The organism is Gluconobacter japonicus, assembly GCF_015244665.1.
Lineage (GTDB): Bacteria > Pseudomonadota > Alphaproteobacteria > Acetobacterales > Acetobacteraceae > Gluconobacter > Gluconobacter japonicus.
Map to the genome: position 1 here is coordinate 52,556 of NZ_JABCQN010000001.1, position 21,873 is coordinate 74,428.

The 21,873-nt window shown below is 57.5% G+C and carries 16 protein-coding genes; 10 read left to right on the top strand and 6 right to left on the bottom strand.

Translation table 11 applies throughout. The features are described from left to right. Window positions 1-50 precede the first annotated feature (50 nt). A complete protein-coding gene (locus HKD32_RS00245; RefSeq protein ID WP_061930297.1) occupies window positions 51-239 on the top strand; it encodes a YqaE/Pmp3 family membrane protein in 189 nt (62 codons plus the stop codon). A 58-nt stretch (window positions 240-297) separates the two neighbouring features. Here the strand turns inward: HKD32_RS00245 and HKD32_RS00250 are convergent, their stop codons facing one another. Further along, window positions 298-1,092, bottom strand: a complete 795-nt coding sequence (locus HKD32_RS00250; protein WP_082905310.1) for an SDR family NAD(P)-dependent oxidoreductase — start codon at window positions 1,090-1,092, stop codon at window positions 298-300. A gap of 175 nt (window positions 1,093-1,267) precedes the next feature. Here HKD32_RS00250 and HKD32_RS00255 point away from each other — a divergent pair, with 175 nt between their 5' ends. From HKD32_RS00255 to HKD32_RS00280, 6 genes are all read left to right on the top strand, one after another. Beyond that, the gene (locus HKD32_RS00255) at window positions 1,268-4,900 is read left to right on the top strand and encodes a PAS domain-containing protein (protein ID WP_194257314.1); all 3,633 of its coding nucleotides are present in this window, start codon (window positions 1,268-1,270) and stop codon (window positions 4,898-4,900) included. A gap of 60 nt (window positions 4,901-4,960) precedes the next feature. After that, on the top strand, window positions 4,961-5,800 hold the full coding sequence (locus tag HKD32_RS00260; RefSeq protein WP_061930289.1) for an aldo/keto reductase: 840 nt from the start codon (window positions 4,961-4,963) through the stop codon (window positions 5,798-5,800). A 93-nt stretch (window positions 5,801-5,893) separates the two neighbouring features. Beyond that, complete coding sequence (locus HKD32_RS00265) at window positions 5,894-6,367, top strand: flavin reductase family protein (protein ID WP_010503848.1); 474 nt, start codon at window positions 5,894-5,896, stop codon at window positions 6,365-6,367. Between the two features lie 409 nt (window positions 6,368-6,776). Beyond that, entirely contained in the window at window positions 6,777-7,049 is a 273-nt protein-coding gene (locus HKD32_RS00270) for a hypothetical protein (protein WP_061930285.1), read from the top strand. Beyond that, window positions 7,046-7,354 (top strand): hypothetical protein, encoded by a 309-nt coding sequence (locus tag HKD32_RS00275; protein ID WP_234781749.1) that lies wholly within the window; start codon window positions 7,046-7,048, stop codon window positions 7,352-7,354. Before HKD32_RS00270 ends, HKD32_RS00275 begins: the two co-directional genes overlap by 4 nt. Next, a complete protein-coding gene (locus tag HKD32_RS00280; protein ID WP_194257315.1) occupies window positions 7,351-8,892 on the top strand; it encodes a PepSY-associated TM helix domain-containing protein in 1,542 nt (513 codons plus the stop codon). The genes HKD32_RS00275 and HKD32_RS00280 overlap by 4 nt, the downstream gene beginning before the upstream one ends. On the opposite strand, the gene HKD32_RS00285 is transcribed toward HKD32_RS00280, so the two are convergent. Next, a complete protein-coding gene (locus tag HKD32_RS00285) occupies window positions 8,882-9,697 on the bottom strand; it encodes an aminoglycoside N(3)-acetyltransferase (protein ID WP_061930282.1) in 816 nt (271 codons plus the stop codon). The two genes, HKD32_RS00280 and HKD32_RS00285, sit on opposite strands and share 11 nt — an antisense overlap. A gap of 3 nt (window positions 9,698-9,700) precedes the next feature. Then, complete coding sequence (gene queF / locus HKD32_RS00290) at window positions 9,701-10,189, bottom strand: preQ(1) synthase (protein ID WP_061930279.1); 489 nt, start codon at window positions 10,187-10,189, stop codon at window positions 9,701-9,703. Window positions 10,190-10,360: 171 nt separating this feature from the next. Between queF and typA the strand changes: the two genes are divergently transcribed. Both typA and HKD32_RS00300 read left to right on the top strand, forming a co-directional pair. Then, window positions 10,361-12,181 (top strand): translational GTPase TypA, encoded by a 1,821-nt coding sequence (typA, locus tag HKD32_RS00295; protein WP_023944660.1) that lies wholly within the window; start codon window positions 10,361-10,363, stop codon window positions 12,179-12,181. Window positions 12,182-12,451: 270 nt separating this feature from the next. Then, a complete protein-coding gene (locus tag HKD32_RS00300; protein ID WP_175266183.1) occupies window positions 12,452-12,757 on the top strand; it encodes a hypothetical protein in 306 nt (101 codons plus the stop codon). Window positions 12,758-13,051: 294 nt separating this feature from the next. Here HKD32_RS00300 and HKD32_RS00305 read toward each other — a convergent pair whose 3' ends face one another. Both HKD32_RS00305 and HKD32_RS00310 read right to left on the bottom strand, forming a co-directional pair. Then, window positions 13,052-14,305, bottom strand: coding sequence for a D-amino acid dehydrogenase (locus tag HKD32_RS00305; protein ID WP_061930277.1), 1,254 nt, complete (start codon window positions 14,303-14,305; stop codon window positions 13,052-13,054). A gap of 96 nt (window positions 14,306-14,401) precedes the next feature. Then, complete coding sequence (locus HKD32_RS00310; RefSeq protein ID WP_194257316.1) at window positions 14,402-15,424, bottom strand: NAD(P)/FAD-dependent oxidoreductase; 1,023 nt, start codon at window positions 15,422-15,424, stop codon at window positions 14,402-14,404. Window positions 15,425-15,470: 46 nt separating this feature from the next. On the opposite strand from HKD32_RS00310, the gene HKD32_RS00315 reads away from it, so the two are divergent. Then, the gene (locus HKD32_RS00315) at window positions 15,471-16,547 is read left to right on the top strand and encodes a glycosyltransferase family 4 protein (protein WP_194257317.1); all 1,077 of its coding nucleotides are present in this window, start codon (window positions 15,471-15,473) and stop codon (window positions 16,545-16,547) included. Here HKD32_RS00315 and HKD32_RS00320 read toward each other — a convergent pair. Next, window positions 16,544-21,781, bottom strand: coding sequence for a Hint domain-containing protein (locus tag HKD32_RS00320; protein WP_194257318.1), 5,238 nt, complete (start codon window positions 21,779-21,781; stop codon window positions 16,544-16,546). The two genes, HKD32_RS00315 and HKD32_RS00320, sit on opposite strands and share 4 nt — an antisense overlap. Between the last annotated feature and the right edge of the window lie 92 nt (window positions 21,782-21,873).

The following is a 21,873-nucleotide window of genomic DNA, read 5'->3' on the forward strand; positions in this document are numbered from 1 at the left end:
GCGTTCCTCGCGAACAATGGTTCACCCCGTCAAAAGGAAAGGAACATTTCATGCGTCTTATTCTGGCACTTCTTCTGCCCTGGCTTCAGTTCTTCACCATTGGTCGCCCCTTTGCGGGGATCATCTGCCTGTTCCTTCAGGTAACGGTTATTGGCTGGATTCCGGCAGCCATCTGGTCTGTCTATGCACTTAGCCAGTATCGCACTGACCAGAAAATTGCCGCTGCCCGACGCGGTTGAAGCCAAAAAAAAACCGGGTCCTGAAAGGCCCGGTTTTTTTATGCGCTGTTTGGGAACGTCAGATCGTATCGATTGTCCCACCATCCACGCGCAAGGCGGCTCCCGTTGTTGCTGATGCAAGAGGCGAGGCTGCATAAACGACCATATTGGCCACTTCATCCACAGTAGCCATGCGCTGAAGGATGTTGCTGGGGCGATGTTTTTTTACAAAGTCGGTACCCAGTTCAGCAACAGGCTGGCTGCTCTCCGGATTTTGAGCTTTCAGCATGGCTTCAACGCCTTCTGACAGTGTCGGGCCGGGCAGGATCGAATTCACCGTTACATTTGTGCCTGCCATGTCCTTGGCCAGTCCACGCGCCAATCCCACCATGGCTGTTTTGCTGACGCCATAGTCAATCATTTCAACAGGGATATTGAACGCGGATTCAGAGGCAATGAACAGAACGCGTCCCCAGTTCCGCTCTTTCATTCCTGGCATGTACGCACGGGCGAGGCGTACTCCAGAAAAGAGATTGACCTCAAACAGCTTCTGCCAGCTTTCGTCGGTCGTTTTGAAAAAGTCGCTCGGGCCGAAAATGCCCGCATTGTTGATCAGAATATCCACCTGGCTTTCTGCAGCGACCAGGGCATCACAGCCTTCCGCCGTACCAACATCCGCAACCACACTGCGAAAGTTCCCGCCAGGAACATGCGCCCGCAGGGTCTCGAGAGCGCCGTCGAGCGTATCCTGTTTGCGGCCATTGAGAATAACCGTGGCATCGGCTTCTGCCAGTCGACGGGCAATGGCCAGACCAATCCCGCCGGTAGAGCCGGTCACAAGGGCTGTTCTGCCGCTCAGATCAAGACCCAGCATGATGAAATCTCCTGTTAATGAAATGTTCGTGACGGCAGAAACGTCTTACCCCCGGCAAAGTCGCATGGGATTTGTGCCAAAGGACGCATACGGTCACAGGACGTCCCGACCTAGATCTGTTAGACTGAAGGGCAGTACTGTCTTGTCCATGGACAGGACTTGACTGAGGAAATGCATGATGAGCAGCGAAGAGGGACAACTGGCCAACGAAGAAAGACTTCTGTCTTCGGAAATGCGTCAGACCCGCGCGGCTTTTCAGACGTCCTCTATCAATCATTGCCTCGCGCTCGCCGCCACTCTTGGCGGTGGTGCGGCTCTTCTTCTGGCGCAGGCGCGTGGGCAGGAATGGCTTCTGGCTTCTGCGGGGGATGAGACCCGTCTGGAAGTTCTGAAATCTTCTCTAAAATCCTCCTCGACCTGTCGTTTGTCTGTTCATACGGGCTCTCCGGAAGTGTGGCTGTGTGTCAGTCAGGCCGGTTCAGGTCTGGAGAATGTTCGTGCCTTGTGTGAGCAATACGCGCAGGACATTTTCAGACCTGAACCGGACCGGACCCCGGTCGTCATGGCGGATCAGCTCAGAAGGCTGGAGCGTCGCGTCAAACGCATGGCCGAAGCCGCAGAAATGGGCTTTTTCCGGGCCAATCTTGTGAAGCGTACCGTTTCCGGGGATGAGCGTTTTGCAATGATCTGGGGCGTGCCTTCCGCGCAGATGGCGCATGGTTTGTCCCTGGAGACTTTCTACAGCCGCCTTCATCCCGAGGACCGGAAAGCCTACGAAACCGTTGCGGAAGAAGAGCTCCTTCAGGAAGGAAGCTGCGAACTCCGTTTTCGGATCATTGTTTCACATGAGCATGGCCCGACCATGGTTCGGCATCTGCTTATGCGTGCCTGGATGGATGATGAGAAGACAGCCGGAGAGGAGCTGTCCTGCGTCGGGGTTATTGTCGATCTGTCGAATGCCACCATGACTGCTGAAGCTTTGCGATCCAGCGAGGCATTTACCCGGCTGCTTCTGTCCAGCTCTCCAGACTGCATTCATATTCTTGATCGCGAAGGCTGTATTCGTTTTGTCAACGAAGGCGGGATACGCGCCATGGAACTGGACAGTCCGATTATCCTGCACGGTATTCCATGGGTTGATCTTTGGCGGGCACAGGCACGGGCGCGGGCGGTGCAGGCCGTCAATGCTGCGATTGCGGGTGAGACCGGTCGTTTCCAGGGGTATGCAACCACGATGCGGGGCAATCGCCGCTTCTGGGATGTGGCTATCACGCCGGTCTTTGATGAAGAGGGAGTTGTCCAGAAACTGCTGGCGATCGGGCGCGACCTGACGGAAGTGAACCAGTCCGCGGTGCGGCTCAAGCTTGCGCTTGATGCTGGAGCCATCGCTGGAACCTGGGTCTGGGACGATAACTCCGGTCTGGTGATTGGGGATGCTCGACTGGCAGAAACCCTGGGGCTGGATACTCAGGCCCTTCAGCAGGGTGTACCGGTTACCGCGTTCTATGATGCGATCGATCAGGATGATCGCGCCTCTGTTGCCGAGGCCATAACACAAGCCCTGCGGATGGGAGGCAAATGTGACTTTGAGTTCCGCGTTCAGACGCCGAGCGGTCTTCGCTGGTTTGAGGGTAACGGGCGTTGTGATCTGAATGATGAGCGGCGAGCGATCCGGTTTACGGGTATCGTTTTCGATATTGACCAGAGCAAACGGCAGTCGCTTCGGCAGATCGCGCTTGTCGAGCTTGGTGATCGTCTGCGTGCGCTGGAAACTGCAGATGAAATGGAAGGCGTTGCCGCACACATTCTGTGTCGGGAGCTTGCTGTGTCCTGTGCGGCTTATGGCGCTGTTGATGAAGCGGGCACCGGTCTGCTGATCGGTCCTGCCGGAACAGCGGGTCTGGGCAAAGGCATCAATCTCCAGCAGCGTGTGTCTGTTCGGGGTTTCCATAGTTTTCGGGATTATGGAGATTATGGGCCGTTATTGGCCCAGGGCCGGACAATTGCCATTGCCGACGTGCAGCAGGACCCGATGACGGCAGGGCGGTCGGAGCGGTTCGGGCCTTTGGGTATTCGTGCCATCCTGAATGTCCCGCTTTTCAAATTCGGACGTCTTGTTGGTGTGATGTGTGTTTATGCGTCCGTTCCCCATGTCTGGACTGAAGAGGAAATTGTTTTCACCCGCGCCGTTGCGGACCGCACCCATGCTGCCATGCGTCAGGCCAAGACGCAGCAGCAGCTTCGGGAAATGAATGTGATGCTGGAGGAACGTATCCGCCAGCGCACGCGGGAACGTGATCGCCTCTGGACGATTGCCAAGGATCTGTTTGTTATCATCAGCCGGAGTGGGCACTACCTTGCTGTCAGTCCATCCTGGTTGCGGGCCTTGGGTTATGCGCAGGAAGGGCTGATTGGTCTGCGGATTGATGCGTTGTGTCATCCCGACGATCAGGCTGCGGTTTGTGAGGCTTTTGACCGGTCGCATCAAAGTTCGTCCTGGTCTGATCTTGGGCTGGATGTCCGGATGCTGCATCGCAACGGGACGTGGCGGATCTACAACTGGAACTTCAATAATGAAGGCGACAGTATCTATGGTGTAGGGCGCGACATTACCGAGCGTAATGATCTGGAGGAACAACTGCGCCAGTCCCAGAAAATGGAAGCTGTTGGTCAGCTGACAGGCGGTCTCGCGCATGATTTCAACAATCTTCTTGCCGGGATCGGTGGGAGTCTTGAACTTCTGGAGATGCGCCTGTCGCAGGGTCGGACAGTTGGTCTGGAGCGTTATCTCACAGCGTCGCAGGATGCCGTTCGTCGTGCTTCATCCCTGACGCATCGCTTGTTGGCATTTTCGCGTCGTCAGCCACTTGATCCAGTGCCGACAGATGTCAATGAACTGGTCAGTGGTCTGGAAACCCTGTTGCAAGGCAGTGTCGGACCAGCCATTTCGCTCAGCTTTACGTTGGCTCCGCAAATCTGGACAACACGGATTGACGCTAATCAGCTTGAAAATGCCATTCTGAACATCTGCATTAATGCGCGAGATGCCATGCAGGAGAAAGGTAACCTGCTTCGGATTTCAACCAGTAATGCCACTTTGGGAAATGTCGCTGCACATGAAGTCGGCGTTCCCCCTGGGGATTATGTCCTGCTTCAGGTGGAAGATGATGGTTGTGGCATGGCTGAAGAAACAGCGAAACGGGCTTTCGATCCTTTTTTTACCACCAAGCCGTTAGGGAAGGGGACGGGGCTGGGGCTGAGCATGATCTATGGCTTCGCCCGCCAGTCTGGCGGTGGCGTATCTCTAAAGTCCCAGCTTGGGCAGGGGACGTCCGTCTGTCTTTTTCTGCCGCGATATGATGGGCCTTCTGGGCACGTCTCGGCTGTTGAGACCAATTCCGTGATGACGCTGGGTGGCCCACCCTGGATGTCCGGGAAGCTGGTCATGATTGTGGATGATGAAGAAGCTGTTCGACTGATTGTCAGTGACGTCATCGGAGACTTGGGTGCGAGGATTTTGACGGCTGAGGATGCAATTTCCGCGATGGAACTTGCGGACCGTCTTCCTGCTCTCCGTCCGGATGCGCTGATTACGGATATTGGCATGCCAGGTGGACTGAATGGTCGGCAGCTTGCGGCCAGAATGAGGGAGAAATTTCCGGGTCTGAAAGTTCTGTTCATTACCGGATACGCCGAGCAAAATATTCTGGATGAAGGGCTTTTGGAACCTGGGTGTGCGTTACTGGTCAAACCGTTCAGTACGGATGCGTTGCTTCGCAAGCTCCATCATCTGCTCGAACAGGTCTGAACCGGGGTCGACGAAAAGGCGTTTTGGTCAAAAGCACAGATACTCGGCAAGGAGTTTTTCATGATTGATCCGGTTGCTTACATGGATAATCAGACGCGTATTACCCTCAACGACGGATGCATTATTCCGCAGCTCGGTCTTGGGGTTTGGAAAACACCTCCTGAAGAGACGGCTCATGTTGTTCGTGAGGCGATAAAGCTTGGATATCACTCTGTTGATACAGCCCGGCTCTATCAGAATGAGGCGGGTGTTGGCGAAGGCCTTGCTGGTTCGCCGGATGTTTTTGTCACCACAAAAGTCTGGAATGACGAACAAGGGTATGACAGCACGATCCGTGCTTACGAGGAAAGTTGCCGCCTGCTAAAACGGCCAGTTCTCGATATGTATCTGATTCACTGGCCTATGCCGGAACAGGGACAGTACGTCGAGACCTGGAAAGCACTTGTTGACCTGCAGAAAGATGGACGCGTCAAATCCATTGGCGTATCGAATTTCGAACCTGAGCATCTGGAGCGGATCATGGATGCCACAGGTGTGGTGCCGGCGGTCAATCAGATTGAGCTTCATCCATTCTTTCAGCAGGAAAAGGTTCGGGCCTTTAACGAACAGCATAACATCCGCACGGAGGCATGGCGTCCGCTCGGGAAGGGGCAGCTTCTGGACAATGCGACCATTGGTGCGATTGCCCGTCACGTTGGGCGAACGCCGGCGCAGGTCATTATTCGCTGGCACTTGCAGAGCGGATTTATCGTGATTCCGAAATCGGCAAACCTGAAGCGTCTGGCTGAAAATCTGGATGTTTTCGATTTTTCTCTTGATGATGCTGATATGGCTGCCATTACGGCGCTGGATAGGGAAGACGGGCGTATGGGCGCCCATCCCATGACGGCACGCTTCTGAGACGGGATGTTTCCGCTGGGGTTCTGGTGAGGGTCGGAGTTCTCCTGTAAGGGTGCCGGGATCAAAGATTCCGACGATGGCAGGAGAGTTGTCATGACGACACTGAATGAGCAGGACTTTCGCCGGGCCATGTCCCATTTTGCAACAGGTGTCGCTGTTGTGACGGCCAAGGGAAGCGAAGGGGAGCAGGGTGCGACCATCAGCGCCCTGACGTCAGTTTCCCTTGACCCGCTGTTGCTTCTGATCTGCCTGCATCGTGGCAGCTCGACCTATAAGGCGATTGCCGAGGCTGGTCGTTTCGGCCTGAGCATCCTGAACAACAGCCACAAGGATGTGGCCATGCTTTTTGCCAGCCGCACGGCCGACAAATTCGGCTCCGATGTTGTGGTACGTGCGGAAGACGGTACGGCCTTCATTGAGGGCGCATTGGTGCAGATGCATTGTGAGCTTGTCGAGACGTTCCAGGGGGGGACGCATGCGCTCTTTATGGCGCGCCCTACCAGCATCACAGTCCGGGATGAAGCGCCGTTGCTGTATTTTCAGGGACAATTGGGAATCGAGGCGTAATCGTGCGCCTCGTTTAAGGGCTTTTTGCCTTTCGCTAGTGGCTTGAAAAAGTGAAGGGAATCAAAGGGGATTTCTTTTACTTTTTTGTTGAGAATAATTATCATTAATGTTATGTCGCAGCTCGATTTTCGGAGAAGCTGTGGTGCGGGTCAGATCGTATCTTATTTCCCGTAGAAAGGTGTTTCCGGGGCTGTCTTGTGAACTGGTTGATGTCAGACGCGTAGAGCGAGGCTGCCTGTCGAGGCTTTGGCATATTCCCCAAAGCCATGGGAAATCTGGTTTGTATTTTGGACAGACGGGTTGTCTGACAGCCCCATCAGTGGCCGTTCCGTTGCAGCCTGTCTGTGATCCGACCTTTGTGTCCGGAAATCGGGGCAGGTCGTTTCCTTCTGTTATGAGTCACTGACTCGTGGCGTTTGAATTGCTGTCTGTAGCCCTGACGGCCCTGGCGGCCGGACTGTTCTATCTGTCCGCGCCATCCCAGTGTTTGTTGCGCCACCCTCTTTCAGCGGGACAAGGAGTGTTGCCGGGAGGAGGATGTCTTCTTCTGGCTGTCGCGGTCATGGCTCAGGAACTGCATGTTCTGGCAGCATGTCTGGCCGTGGGGGCGCTTCTGATGCTGAGTAGTATGCTCGTGCCATTCCTGGTCGCGGTTTTCAGAACACAGGGGCGTCTCTTGTGAAGACTGACGTTCAGCAGAAGCCTTTGGACGGCTCAGGCTGGTTTGGAAAAGTGATGGCAGGGCTTGTTCTGGGGGCCGCACTGGCTTGCGGTTTGCTCGGGGTCCTGGGTCTGCTCTTTCACGCGGATGCCCAGTTTAAAACCGTCACATCGCAGCTTCTGCGCTGGTTTCCGGGGCCAGTCTGGGGGCTTCTGGTGGCGTTTTCATTCCTGTTCCGCTCCTCTCGGCAGGCATGGCTTGTTCTGGCTCTGCTGAACGGAAGCGTGTGGGCGCTGTTCTTTTTTTTGCATGGCCTCATGGCATGAAGATACGTGGCGATATCATCCGGCTTTACCGGAACGTCCATAGCTGGGCGGGCATCATGGCCGGCCTGTTTCTGTTCATTGCGTTCTATGCTGGTGGCATGACGATGTTTGAACTGCCGCTAGAAAACTGGGCATCCCAAACATCAAAACTTCCTGCTCCCGTTCCTGTCCAAAGCCTGTCTGAGCTGGTGCAGAAGGCGCAGGCTTCTGACCCGTCCATGGCGACTGCTTACACGCTGGTGCTGCATCCCGACGCTGCCAGCCCCTCCAGTCTCATGTGGACGACATCTTCTGAAAAGGAGCACGGTCCGGCACGGACCATTTATGCGGGACTTGCTTCGGATGGTCGCCTTGTTACCCGGACGCGCACGCCTTCCCAGGCTCTGTATTTTCTCAATATCCTCCATCAGCGTATTGGTCTGCCCCTGAACCGGGAATATGGACGGCTCGTCATGGGTATTGTGGCGCTTCTGTATGCAGTGGCCCTGGTGTCTGGCACGATTGTTCTGCTGCCCTCTCTGGTCCGTAATCTTTTCGCTCTGCGAATGACTGAGACTCTGCGTCGGGTCTGGCTCGATTTTCACACGCTTCTTGGGGTTTGCTCGCTCCCGTTTCATATCGTGATGGCAGCTTCCGCTGCGGGGTTTGCGTTTCAGCAGCCGATTATGGCGCTGGAAAAAACCCTGTTCCTTCCCGCTGCGGTTCATCAGTCGGCGAAAGGTCGTGTCCACTCCGATCATGGCTCACAGCTTCCGCTGGAGCCGACGGCCATTGTGGAGGCTTTTAACAGGCAGGCTCCGGATCTTGAGGCTGATGCGCTGGTTTATTCCAGCCGGGGAGGAAAACTTTCCCTAAGAGTTATGGTGCAGAGCAAGGCACAGATCGTGCGTCGGCCGGAGGGAGGATACGCAGATATGAATCCTTACACCGGTCGTCTGATCGCAACGGATTTTCTTCCCAACCATCAGACATCCGCATTCCAGGCCCTGACGTTGATTTACGCGCTGCATTTCGGGACTTACGGAGGGTGGCTGGTCCGCTGGACTTACGCTGTTCTGGGTTTTGGAGGTGCGTTTCTGTTTTATTCTGGAAACCAACTCTGGCTTTCAGCGCGTCGACGGCGAGAGCGTTCTGAAGGGCTGACTGCAGACAGTTTCGGAACACGGTGTCTGTCAGTGCTGACTGCGGGCTGCATGATCGGGTGTGTCAGCGGGATCTCTGCCGTGCTGGCCGCTACGCCTTTCCTTCCCGAAGGTGGCCATTACCAGACTGTGGAAGCTCTGTTTTATGCAGTGCTTCTGGTCTGTCTTCTGGTCGCGATGTGTTTGGGCGGTACGCGCAGTATCGGGTCGCTACTGTGTCTTGCAGGTCTTCTGACACTTCTGATCCCGATCACAGACATGGCGCGTTCCCTGACGTCTGGATCAGTGCTGCATCCGGGTCTGGAGAGTGTGACGCTGCTCTATGGTATTGCCCTGATGGTTCTTGCGCTTAAAAAGCGGCCGCGTCAGATCATGGGGGCCGCCCTTACGGTGTAAGAGCGCGTTCACGCCATGACTGTACGGCGATGCTGACAGCCTGATCGATTGGAAAGAGGCGAGCAGACGCGGCCCCGACATGGCCATGGCGCAGCATTGGGTGTCCGTCCAGTTTTGCGCCCAGAGCCGGGAAGCGGTCTACATCTGTGTGCGGCATCCGGAAACGGACCCATCTGCGTTCCCCCTCCACCAGAATGGCCGTTGCGTCCTCGAAAGTCGGTCCTTGTGGATCGGCCAGACGTTCTGCCAGATGAAGTGCCGTGCAGGTTTCCCAGCCTGTCCCGATCATCAGAACGGATGCGCCAACCTGTTTCAGGGCAGCGAGAGGGGATATGACGCCAAATGGATCTTCAAGGGGCTGGCTGGAGAGGATTTCTGCTGCAAGGGGGCCGTGAGCGCTGAAAGAAACCTGCGGATGCAGGCTCCGGCGTGTGCCCGGCCAGGTGCGGAACATTTCTGCCACAGTCCCCACGCCGCGTGTGGGCGTGAGGCGAGGATCGAACGCTGGCATGCTTGCCCGGATAGTGTCCCACCAGGTCTGAGGGACCGATGGCTCGCACCATCCGGCAGGGTCACTGAGTTCCGAGGATTGGGCTGGCATGACAATCGTGCCCTCCGGCCCTACAGCCTGAAATAGGGCTTCGATCACGGTTCTGGCCCCGCCACACACCCAGCCGATCCGGCTCATGGCGGTATGGACCAGAACAGTCATGCCGGGCTCAAGGCCCAGTCGTCTGAAATCGACCGTAAGGCGTGCCTGAGTGACAGGACCGCCCGACCGGGCAATGGCAGCCGCTTCTGTCATGCCTCAGCCGCGACCCCGGTAGCCCGGAACATCCTGGGACGGAATCCACACGCCTGCGGGTGGCTCGCCCGTCTGCCAGAACACGTCGATTGGGATGCCGCCACGTGGATACCAGTAGGCGCCAATCCGCAGCCACTCCGGATCAAGCAGTTCCACCAGACGCTCTGCGATGGCGACTGAGCAGTCTTCGTGGAACGCACCATGATTGCGGAAGCTGGTGAGGTACAGCTTGAGGGATTTGCTCTCCACGATCCATTTGCTCGGGATGTAGTCGATCACGATGTGTGCGAAGTCCGGCTGGCCTGTGACCGGGCAGAGAGACGTGAATTCCGGTGCCGTGAAACGAACAACATATTTGCGGCCCTGATGCGGGGAGGGGACGCGTTCCAGAACGGCTTCTTCAGGGCAGCTCGCAGCCGGCGTATTGCGGCCAAGCTGGCTCAGGGCATCGGTTCCCGGGGCGGATGGCCCGGTTGGTGTCGTGTTGGACATGATGGAGTCTACTCGCGAAAAGACAGTGTTTTCTGATGATTTGGACCAGCTTCCGTCCATGCTCAAGTCGTGATTTATGCGAAAAGACTGCGACAGAGTTTGCATATTCGCGGGATTCGGTGCAGAAGACGGCGCAAATTCTTATCTTCGATGCACCGTCTGGAAGACCACATGGAAATCCGTAACATCGCCATCATCGCGCACGTCGATCATGGCAAAACCACGCTGGTTGACGCGCTCCTCAAGCAGTCCGGCTCTTTCCGCGAGAACCAGCACGTTGCTGATCGCGCGATGGACAGCAATGACCTCGAACGCGAGCGTGGTATCACCATTCTCGCCAAGTGCACGTCCGTTGTCTGGAAAGAGACGCGCATCAACATCATCGACACCCCGGGCCATGCTGACTTCGGTGGCGAAGTCGAGCGTATCCTGAGCATGGTGGATGGCGCGATCATCCTCGTTGACGCCGCTGAAGGTGCGCTGCCGCAGACGAAGTTCGTTCTGGGCAAGGCTCTGGCCCGCGGTATCCGTCCGATCGTGGTCGTGAACAAGATCGACCGTAGCGATGCGCGTCCGGACGAAGTGCACGAAGAAATCTTCGATCTGTTTGCCTCCCTCGGCGCTGACGAGCACCAGCTCGACTTCCCGATGCTGTATGCTTCTGGCCGTCAGGGCTGGGCAGATCTGGAACTGGACGGACCGAAGAAGGACCTGTCCCCGCTGTTCGATCTGGTTCTGCGCCACGTCCCGACGCCAAACGTCGACAAGGATGCGCCTTTCGGCATGGTTGCCACCATTCTCGAGAGCGACAACTTCCTTGGCCGTATCCTGACGGGTCGTATCGACCAGGGTCGTGCGAAGGTGAACATGCCGGTGCGCGTGCTGCGTCCGGACGGAACGGTTGTTGAAACCGGTCGTCTGACGAAGCTGCTGTCCTTCCGTGGTCTGGACCGCGTGCCGGTTGAGGAAGCCGAAGCCGGTGACATCGTGGCCGTGGCCGGTCTGTCCGAAGCGACGATTCCTGACACGATTGCTGATCCGTCCATCAGCGAGCCGCTGCCGTCCCGCCCGGTTGATCCGCCGACCCTGTCCATGACCTTCCGTATCAACGATGGTCCGCTGGGTGGCCGTGAAGGCAAGAAGGTGACGTCCCGTCAGATCCGTGACCGTCTCTTCAAGGAAACCGAAGGCAACGTGGCCATTAAGGTTACGGAAAGCCCGGAAAGCGAAGCCTTTGAAGTTGCCGGCCGTGGCGAACTTCAGCTTGGCGTTCTGATTGAAACGATGCGTCGTGAAGGCTTCGAGCTGACGATCGGTCGTCCGCGCGTTCTGTTCCGCGAGAACCCGGAGACGGGCGAGCGTGAAGAGCCGTTCGAAGAAGTTCTGGTTGACGTGGACGAGCCGTATTCCGGCGTTGTCGTTGAGAAGATGTCCCTGCGTAAGGGCGTGATGCAGGACATGCGTCCGTCCGGTGGTGGCAAGGTTCGTCTGACGTTCCTGATCCCGTCCCGTGGTCTGATCGGTTATCATGGCGAGTTCCTGACCGACACGCGCGGCACGGGCCTCATGAACCGTCTGTTCGATGGTTATCACCCATATGTTGGCACGATCGAAGGTCGCCGTAACGGCTCCCTGATCTCTGCTGAAGATGGTCAGACGACGCAGTACGCCCTGTTCTCTCTGCAGGATCGTGGCACGATGTTCGTGGACGCTGGCGAGAAGATTTACACAGGCATGATCCTGGGTGAGCATTCCCGCGAGAACGATCTGGACATCAATGCTGTCCGTGAAAAGAAGCTGACCAACATGCGTGCCTCCGGCAAGGATGAAGCTCTGCTTCTGACGCCGCCGCGTCGCATGAGCCTTGAGCAGGCCATCGCCTACATTGAAGACGATGAACTGGTTGAAGTGACGCCGTCCGCCATTCGTATCCGTAAGCGTTACCTGGATCCGAACGAGCGTAAGCGTGCCTCCAAGAGCCGCGAAGCCTGATCTTTCTTTTCAGGAAAAGCATAAAGAGCGCGTATCGGGTTTCCGGTGCGCGTTTTTTTTGTTCGAGAGTCGTAGGAAAGAAGTCAGGAAGTCCTGATCGAGACTTTGGCGGAATTGAGGCGTCTTTACGAAGACAAGCCGCTATCACCCTGAAATTTCAAAAAGTTAATGCGCGACGAATACGTTGTCTGGTGCTAGTTTCGAAGCATGGCCACTTCGGTTTTTCTGATACGTGGTCCGTTTTTCAGTTTTCTGGAGCTTCGTTCTCAGATGCGCCTTTTCAACCGTTCCCTTATCGCTGCCGTTTCCGCTTTGGCCCTGACGGCTGCGCCGGCTTTCGCTGACCCTGCTGCTCCAGCAGAAACCACCACGGCCCCGACGGCTGCAGCTCCTGCTGCAGCGCCAGCCGCTCCGGAAGCTGCTGCTCCGGCTGCTCCTGCCGCCACGGATGCTGCAACGGCTACGGACACGACGAGCAAGAAGAAGCACCACCACAAGAAGAAGCATCACAAGAAGCACAAGAAGGCTGCTGCTGAGACGTCTGCTCCGACGGATGCTGAAGCACCGTCCAACTGATTTTCAGGATGAGCCCCACTTTGGTGGGGTGAGTGTGATGGAAACGGGGTCGGCTTTCGAGCTGGCCCCGTTTTTTTTTGTTTTTGGACTACAAGGCGACTGTTTTTCCGGCAGAACTCTGTGGCAGAGAGTGCATTGTCAGGGCGGAGGGTTTCGCATCAGGGTGTGCGAGCCGCTAAATAGCGATCTGCCTGACTGTCAGAGCTGCACTGCGGCTCAACGTTTGGACGCAGGTAATCCAAGAAAATTTCCTCCCGGCGAAGGCGTGAACGCCCCTGCCGAGAGACAGGAAACTTACAGATAACGGTCGAGAGACAGGTCCAGTGATGGGATCGCTGTCTGGCGGCCAGAAATCTGGTCTGCGATGATCTGTCCTGAACCTGCCGTCATCGTCCAGCCAAGAGTTCCGTGACCTGTGTTGAGCCACAGGTTGTCATAGCGCGGTGCTGGGCCAACGATGGGTGTGCCGTCGGGGGTGCAAGGGCGCAGGCCTGTCCAGTAGCGTGCAGCAGAGAGGTCGCCGCCGCCGTACATCTCGTTGAAGGACAGTTCCAGCGTTTCACGACGGTCCGGGCTAAGACGCAGGCTAAAGCCTGTCAGTTCAGCCGTGCCGCCAATGCGGATACGGTCCCCGAGGCGCGTGATGGCAACCTTGTAGGTTTCGTCATTGACCGTCGAAACCGGTGCACGGCTCTCGTCCGTAATCGGCATGGTGAGGGAGTAGCCCTTCACCGGATAGATCGGCAGACGCAACTCAAGCGGCTTCATCAGGCGAGGCGAGTAGCTTCCCAGTGCGAGAACATATGCGTCCGCCTTGAGGCGGCCTGCGCTCGTGCGGATGCTCAGAATGGAATCGCTGGTGGCCTCAATGGCTTCGATGTTCGTGCCAAGGCGGAATTTTACGCCTTTCTGCTCGGCCATGGCGGCGAGGCGGCGTGTGAAGAGATGGGCATCACCGGTCTGGTCGCCCGGAAGACGCAGGCCGCCGCGCAGGCGATGGCGGGCATGGGCCAGGCCTGGCTCATGAGAGATGATTTCATCGACGTTCAGAAGCTGATGGTCGATGCCGCTTTCGGCCAGAAGACGCATGTCTTCGGCTGCATGCTCGACTTGCGCGTCTGTCCGGAAAAGCTGAATCAGACCTTTCTGGTCGCCGTCATACGTAATGCCGGTTTCGTCGCGCAGGGCGTCGATCTTGTCGCGGGCATATTCCGCAATCCGGAGCATACGGCTCTTGTTGATATCGTAGGCTTTTTCCGAACAGTTCGCGAGCAGTTCGCCCATGAAGCGGAACATGGCGGTATCAAAGCGCGGGCGAATAACAAGCGGGCTATGCTTGCTCACCATCCATTTGGCAGCCTTGAACGGCAGACCCGGCATGGCCCACGGTGTTGAATATCCGGGGGAGACCTGACCAGCATTGGCGAAGGATGTTTCGAGTCCTACGCCAGGCTGCCGGTCAATGACTTCAACCTCATGGCCTTCCTGAGCGAGGTACCATGCGGTTGTGACGCCGATGACACCGGCGCCCATGACGATGATTTTCATGACAGTTCTGCTGCTTTCCGATTGGTAGAAAACCGTTTTTTCGATTTGGTACCGATCAGATCAGCACCAGCGGAAACGGTTGTCTACCCCCGGTTTTCAGCCCGGAACGCCCTTGCTGGTGGAATATTCGAAGTGCAGGGCTGTATCCGGATGAACTATGGCGTGGATGGCATGAACTGCCATCGCGCCTTCCGAAAATCCCTGAAGAATTAATTTAAGCTTGCCGGGATATGTGGCCACGTCGCCGATGGCGAAAATGCCCGGTGTGCTGCTCTCCAGTGTGGCTGGCGTGACAGGTACCGTGTTGCGGTGCGTATCCAGTCCCCAAAGAGCGATCGGGCCAAGATCGGTGGACAGACCATAGAACGGCAGGAGCGTATCGGTTTCCAGATGGCGGGAGTCGCCAGCGAGTGTGGTGACCTCAACGGCGGAAAGCTGCCCGTCTGTACCGTGCAGGGCATGAAGCTGGTAGGGGACGACCTTCTCGATGCGTCCGGCGGCAATCTGCTCTTCGATGCGGGACAGCGTTTCCGGCGCGCCGCGGAAGCGGTCACGGCGATGCAGAAGATAGATCTTCTCGGCCACTTCGGAGAGGGACAGAGCCCAGTCGAGCGCGGAATCGCCACCACCGGCGACAACGATTGTCTTGCCCGCGAAATCAGCACGCTTCTTGACGTAATACTGAACGGCACCCGTCTGCTCGTAGGCTTCCAGTCCATCCAGCGGCGGACGGTTCGGGCCGAACGCCCCCGCGCCGGCTGCGATGATGACAGCCTTGGCTTTTACCGTGTCGCCACGCGCTGTTGTCAGCGTGAAATCTCCACGATGGCCCGTCAGGGTTTCCACGCGGGAGCCGAGCAAACGCGGAACGTCGAACGGGGCAATCTGCTTGTCCAGAGCGTCGATCAGTGCGCCACCCTCAATGGAAGGGTGAGCCGGAATGTCGTAGATCGGCTTTTCCGGATAAAGGGCCGCACATTGGCCGCCAATGCTGTCGAGTGCGTCAATCAGAACGCAGCTCAGTTTGAGCATTCCGCATTCAAAAGCTGCGAAGAGGGCGGTTGGACCGGCGCCAACAATTGCGACGTCGGTGGAGAGGGTTTGAGGTGAAATCGTCATCTCTGTTTCTTAGGCGTTTTGAGTTGAATGGGGTAGACCATCCCGCATGCGGTGCGCCTTTGTCATCCAACATATTAATGCAACAGGCGGAACCGAGCGCTCTGCCTGTGCGGTGATGAACGGACTTGTTCAGCGGGATGTGACGGTTCATCTGCTGGAACTTGTGGGAAACGGCCCACCCGTTTTTCCGCTGGATGACAGAATTCCCGTAAAATCCCTGTTTGAAAAGCCGGTAAAAATTTTCAATTCCTGGCCCCGAATTGTTGAGAGACTGGTGGGCTATCTGAAGCGTAACCGCATCGACACACTGGTTGTCGTGGAAGCCACACATGCTCTGTATGGCGTAGCAGCAGCCCGTCTGGCCGGATGTCGCTGCATCGTCTGGGAGCACTTCAATTTCAACATTACGCTCGGGCGTCGCAAACGGGTCTGGGGGCGGCAGATCGCGGCCAGATGGGCTGATGATGTTGTTGTTCTGACGGCTCGGGACAGGGCACTTTGGCAGGCAGGACGGGCCGTTCGGGCGTCTCTGGTCGTCTTCCCCAACATGGCACCTCCTGTCTGGCGAACGCCTTATGATGAGACCTCCCGAACTGTTCTGACGGTAGGCCGACTGACACCACAGAAGGGGTACGACCTGTTGTTGGCGGCATGGGCGAAGGTGGAAGCAGATGCCCGCAGTGCAGGCTGGTCTCTGCTGATCCGTGGGGATGGCCCTGAGCGGGATTTTTTGCTTCAGGCCACTCAGGGATTGTCGCGCGTGACGCTGGCTCCGGCCACGCATCAGATTGAAGCGGAGTATCGGCGGGCTGGACTGTATGTTTGTTCTTCCCGCTATGAAGGGCTTCCCATGGTTCTGCTGGAAGCAGCGTCGGCCGGGCTACCGGTTGTGTCTTTCGATTGTGAAACCGGGCCGGCGGAGATCGTGGAAGACGGCATGAGTGGAGTTCTGGTTCAGCCGGGTGATCTTCACGCGTTGGCCGAAGCGCTTCTGTCTCTGATGGGGCAGACAGAAAAACGGCGGACCATGTCTGCCATGGCCCGCCGCAAAGCATTAGAGTTTCAGGAAGAGACAGTCATGGCCCGATGGATGGACCTGCTGTCTCCCCCGCGGGGTGTTTAGCCTGCCTCGCGAAGGGCAGCCTTCTGGTCCAGCGCGTTGTTCAGTGCTGCCATCACGGCCTTTTCGGAGAATATTGCCTGTGTGTAGGCCCGTCCCACGTTTGTAACGTCCGACAGGTCTTCGGCGGTGTGCAGCGCGACGATCTGGCGAGCCAGATCTTCTGCTGTCGTTTGTACGAGCGGCTGAAGGCTCTTCGGAAGGCTCAGGCCTTCGGCTGCAACGGGTGTCATGATGCAGGGAACACCTGCGGACAGGCTTTCCAGAACCTTACCCTTGATTCCTGCACCGAAACGCAGCGGTGCAACGCTCAGGCGTGCCTGACCGAGAACGCTACCCAGATCCTGCACATGCCCCAGAACGCGGACACGGTCACTGGCCAGTGCGTGGATGCTGTCCGGCATGTCTGCGCCTACGAGGGTGCAGGTGATGGTCGGGTCCATGGCCCAGACGGCTGGCATAATGTCCTGAACCAGCCAGCGGGCGGCATCACCGTTCGGAGCATGGGCGTAATTGCCGGCGAACAGCACGCCATTGCGGTTTGTGGTCTCGGAAGTGGCCTGCGACACAGCCCAGGGCACGATATGCACATTCGCCTGAGGCAGATCCTTGCGAAGCTGTGCGGCTTCGGTCTGGGAATGCGTCAGCACGGCATCGGCCTGAAGAGCGGCACGATATTCCGCGATCCGAACCTGATTGGCCTTGGCCATCAGTTCGGGCCGTCCCTGAATGGCGGCCTGACGGGCCAGACGCAGGAAGTGCAGATCCGCCACGCTATACAGCACGCGGGCCTTGCTTTGGTTGCGACGGACAAGCGCCATGTAGCGCGTGGCGACGTCTTCCCGGTGCAGATACACAACGTCGAAGCTGTCTTTCTGGCGGGAGAGTGCATCCTCGACGGATGCGAAGACCGGTGCGCCCTGAACAGTCACGGTCGGGAGCGTTTCCAGACGTGTGGTCAGGGTCATCTGGTCTGCCGCAATGAAGCAGACGTCGTATCCCAGACCTTCCAGTGCAGCCATGTGAGACAGAATGGCCTGCGATCCTGCATCCCGCTTTGCATCCGGACGCAGGCTGTCGATCACCAGAGCGCGTTTGCGCTGTGGTGCGCTGACAGTTTTCATGCCACGGCGACGGCGTGTGGCGTTGAGCGCCTGATCCGTCAGGCCGTTGATGGCCTGCGCCCGGGACTGGCGGAGTTTCTCGACCTGACCCAGCAGGAAGGACAGAACCTGATCGCCAGCCTGTTCGTCCGCGGCTGCTTCGACAGCGCGGGCGACGGTCTGCTCCATATCCGCGTCGAACATGCCGACGGCTTCCAGAACCTGCGGCGCGCCGAGGAGGGCGCCATCGCTTTCACGACGCACTTCCAGAACATGGCGTGTCAGGGGGGAGAGGCCACCTGGCAGGATGACATCAAACCCGCAGAGCAAAGGACGGCCCGTTTTTGCGACATCCGGGCGCCGACCATTGGCCAGAACGGAGGCCAGAACCACACCGTTATCCACGATCTGAAGCGTTACGGGGTCTTCAGAAGCCGTTGGGTTCGTGACCCAGCCGGAGATACGATTGCGGGTGGCGATGTCGATGCAGCCGTCCAGAGGTTCGACCGGAGCAGTTGCTACGATGGCCAGTGGGGCTTTCTGTTCCTTCTGGTCCATCATCCAGGGCGTGTTGCCGAGGGCAGCACCATCCGTGACGCGGCGGATTTCGAGGACATGACGCACCAGTGGCGATAATCCACCCGGAATGTCAAACCGGAAGCCACAGGCTGCGCCAACATCCGGGCGAGCCTTGTCCGCCAGGATTTCGCCCAGAACGACCCCGTTGTCGACAATCTGAAGACGGACAGGCTTCACGCTTCCCGAAACGCGTGCCCAGCCTTCGATACGGCTATGGGTTGCGACGTCCACATAGCCTTCCAGATCGTTCATTGCCGTGCGGGCGTCAGAAGACAGGGCGTTCAGACGGCTACGGATGGCGGCCAGCAGCGCGCCTTCCTCAACGCGCGGGGCGCAATACTGAGCCGGAACCGGCTCTGCATTCGGGTAGAGCACGCTGTAGTCGGCGGCGTTGTGGAACATGCCGCGCGAGCTGTCGTCCACGAAGGTTTCAGACTCTGCGCCGTTCGCGAAAATGACGTCGTGGCTTTCCAGTTCAATGTGGAAGTACGCGACTTCATCCATGCGCTCGGCCTGCACGATGCTGGTGCCGTTCACGAGCGACAGAGCCGGGATCAGCACGCCGTCCAGATACATGGCATGGAGCGGGGAGACGGACAGGTCCTGTTCAGGAAGGTCCCTGCCGAGCGATCTCTTACGGAAGGTGACTGGCAGGATATCGCGGTTGCCATTGGCGAACGTGCCGGAATAGCTGCGGTGGCCGATCCAGTGGATGGGGCGCAGGCCGTTCGAGCGCGTCTGGATCAGGTCACCAACTTCAAGCTGTTCGACCGGAATATCACCGCGTTCCGTGCGGATCAGTGTGCCGCGGCAGTAGCAGGGTGTGCCTTCTGCCAGAAGGAGCGTGCCGCCGGTGCTGTCAGATTGAAGCGTGAAGAAGTCGGCGGCGTAATCGCTGTCGAGGGCAATCGTATAAGTGTCGGTGCCGTTGGAGATTTCCAGCGTGGAGGGATCGGTCAGGGTTGCCGTCGCGCTGTTGGACCAGGCAAGTTCCGGGAGGTCCACTTTTGCGCCGCTGGCGAGGCGGATGTTCTGGGTCGTACTGCCGGCATAAAGCGCAAGCTGGCTTCCATCTCCAACGCTGATGTTCGAAGCCGTACTGCCGCTGTGGACGGCTGCGGTCTGGCTGTTTGTCAGAGCGACGTCAGACAGGGCAGCACCATTTGTGGCGCTGTAATCCGTCATTTCCAGCAGGGTCAGGGACGGATCATGATCGGATTCTGCGTCAAGCTGCCCCGTATTGATATGGAGCGTCTGAAACTGGCCTGCATTGGCAAATCCGTCCGTGCCGATCGTGTGATCGAGGGACTGGGCGTTGCCTTCATAGATGTAGGTGTAGCGGTTGCTCGCGTCTTCCTTGGTTTCCATGTCGGTCAGGCCGGCGTTGGCATAGACCTTGTTGGCGTCGCTCCACGCTACGTCGTTGAAGTCACCAAGGATACCGATCTTCGCTGTCGGATCGCTGGAAAGCTGGTTCTGAACGTAGTTGGTAATGTACTGGGCCTGAGCGATACGGTTGTTAACCGTGCTGGTCGTGCCGCCATGGTTCACGGGTGGTTGGGTCGCGCCGTAGAGTTCCGAGCTTCCGGCCTGTGAGGACAGGTGCACGTTGATGAGCGTGACGTCCTTGCCGTTGAACTCGAACGTTCCAACCAGTGGCAGACGGGTGTTTTTGAACGTTCCGCTCAGTTCTTCGCTGCCGATCGTGGTGACGGGTTCCTTCAGCGTGACGCGGTCTGCGTTGTAGAGGAACACGCTGCGGATGTTGCCGCCGGACACACCGCCCTGCGTACCGTTCGCCGGATCGACCTGTGCCCAGGAATAGGTTGGACCGCCTGCGTCGGCGATGGCCTTGACCAGAGCGGCAAGATTCTGTTCTGCGCTGACGGTGCCGTCATTCGTGGTGCCGCTGTCGTCCTGGATTTCCTGAATGGCCAGAACGTCAGGATTGTCGAGATTTTGCACGATGATCTTGGCGACCTGTGCCAGACGGTCCGCGTTGGCCGGATCAAGGGCGTTAAAATTCTCGATGTTGTAGTCACTGACGAGAAGGTTCTGCTCGTCTTTGTGGAAGCTCGTGACCGGCTTTTCCGTCTCGGTGTGAATAACCGTGACCTGTGTGGTTGGGATCAGTTCATAGACGCCATTGTAGTAGGTCAGGACGCCTGTGATGTCCCCGAGCTTGTCTCCGACTTCAGCGCTGATGGCCGAACCAGGTGTGACGCCGCTGTCATAGTAGATCTCGACGCGTTGGGTATTGATGCTGCTTTCGGTGCTCTGGAGTGCACCGGTTGGTGTCAGGAGGCCATTGCCGTTGTCTGGCACGACCCAGGTGGCGTTGGACGCTGTGGCACCGGTCGCTACGACATCATGCAGCGTGATGACCTGCCCGATGAGGCTACGGTAGAAGTCCAGAGCGTTGGTGTCAGGGTTGATGGTGGCTGTGCTCTTGTTGAGGTCAATCGCCTGTTCAAGATCGCCAAGATAGGAGGCCGCGGGAACGGTCAGACCGCCTTGGCCAATCACGGTTGGGGAAATTGCCGTGTAGGCTGCGCCTGTGTCTGTGTAGGAGACCAGATTGAGTTCCGGCAGTGTCAGGGATTTGCTCCATGATGTACCGGAATAATTCGTCACTGTGCCGGTGACGGAAACGGTCGTGCCAACAGTTGGCAATGTGGCATTCTTGCCGGCGTAAACAAACAGGCCGGTACTCCCGACGCTGCTTGTGTCTTTGCTGGACTGCTGGATCCAGAATCCGATGCTGCCGTTTGTATCAACGGCCGTCACGACGCCTGTGGTTGTGACGCTGCTGCCCGCGACGGGGCTGTAATAACCGTTTCCGTTGATCTGTTGGATGGTCAAAGCCGTGGGGGTCGTGGTGCCGGTATCGGTGCCTGATCCCGAGCCCGTATCGGACCCTGAACCAGATCCCGTGCCAGACCCAGAGGAGCCATCATCCGTGCCGGAAGAGCCGCCGCTGGTAGTTCCATCGTTTGCTGCGCCGGGAGTCACGAGAATGGTTCCGGCAGCAGCAGTGGTACCATATCCCGAAATTCCGGCCAGAGACGGGTCATCCGCGGTCCAGTCAGAGGCGCTGTTCGTGTCGGTACCATCTGGAATGCGTGAGGCGCCGGCAATGATCTTGCCAGTCAGGACTGGAGCGTTGGCATAAGTCAGATCGCCACTGCCCCCGTCCGATACAGCGATCGTATCACCGATTTCAGACCAGGGAGTGGATGTGAACGTGCCAGCATTGGCGGTATCAAGATCATCGCCAGCCTTGCCAGTGAAATTCTTGACCAGAAGGACAGTTTGCGTCCCGTTCTGTAAAGCATTCGTCTGATATGGGGTAACCCAATATCCAGAACTGTTGGTGGTTCCGAGCTGGAAAACATTGTCAATTTTGCCCGAAACCGAACCATCTCCGTCAACAACGATCAAAGACCATTCACTGTAATCTGTGTCAGGGTCGCCCTTTACTTCAATAAATTCGTTCGGATCTCCGGATGGGCTTGGGTTGAACATGAATTCATTAATGAGAAGAGTGGACGTCATAGACGGAATACCTTCTGAGGAATGGTCTTGTTCAGAATCGTTACTGAAAAGTTAAAATCTATTTCGATCTGTCTGTAATAAAGAGTCAACAA

Coding starts and splice junctions, on each gene's coding strand:
- HKD32_RS00245 (WP_061930297.1), top strand. CDS start 51: ATGCGTCTTATTCTGGCACTTCTTCTGCCCTGGCTTCAGTTCTTCACC.
- HKD32_RS00250 (WP_082905310.1), bottom strand. CDS start 1,092: ATGCTGGGTCTTGATCTGAGCGGCAGAACAGCCCTTGTGACCGGCTCT.
- HKD32_RS00255 (WP_194257314.1), top strand. CDS start 1,268: ATGATGAGCAGCGAAGAGGGACAACTGGCCAACGAAGAAAGACTTCTG.
- HKD32_RS00260 (WP_061930289.1), top strand. CDS start 4,961: ATGATTGATCCGGTTGCTTACATGGATAATCAGACGCGTATTACCCTC.
- HKD32_RS00265 (WP_010503848.1), top strand. CDS start 5,894: ATGACGACACTGAATGAGCAGGACTTTCGCCGGGCCATGTCCCATTTT.
- HKD32_RS00280 (WP_194257315.1), top strand. CDS start 7,351: ATGAAGATACGTGGCGATATCATCCGGCTTTACCGGAACGTCCATAGC.
- HKD32_RS00285 (WP_061930282.1), bottom strand. CDS start 9,697: ATGACAGAAGCGGCTGCCATTGCCCGGTCGGGCGGTCCTGTCACTCAG.
- queF (WP_061930279.1), bottom strand. CDS start 10,189: ATGTCCAACACGACACCAACCGGGCCATCCGCCCCGGGAACCGATGCC.
- typA (WP_023944660.1), top strand. CDS start 10,361: ATGGAAATCCGTAACATCGCCATCATCGCGCACGTCGATCATGGCAAA.
- HKD32_RS00300 (WP_175266183.1), top strand. CDS start 12,452: ATGCGCCTTTTCAACCGTTCCCTTATCGCTGCCGTTTCCGCTTTGGCC.
- HKD32_RS00305 (WP_061930277.1), bottom strand. CDS start 14,305: ATGAAAATCATCGTCATGGGCGCCGGTGTCATCGGCGTCACAACCGCA.
- HKD32_RS00310 (WP_194257316.1), bottom strand. CDS start 15,424: ATGACGATTTCACCTCAAACCCTCTCCACCGACGTCGCAATTGTTGGC.
- HKD32_RS00315 (WP_194257317.1), top strand. CDS start 15,471: ATGCGGTGCGCCTTTGTCATCCAACATATTAATGCAACAGGCGGAACC.
- HKD32_RS00320 (WP_194257318.1), bottom strand. CDS start 21,781: ATGACGTCCACTCTTCTCATTAATGAATTCATGTTCAACCCAAGCCCA.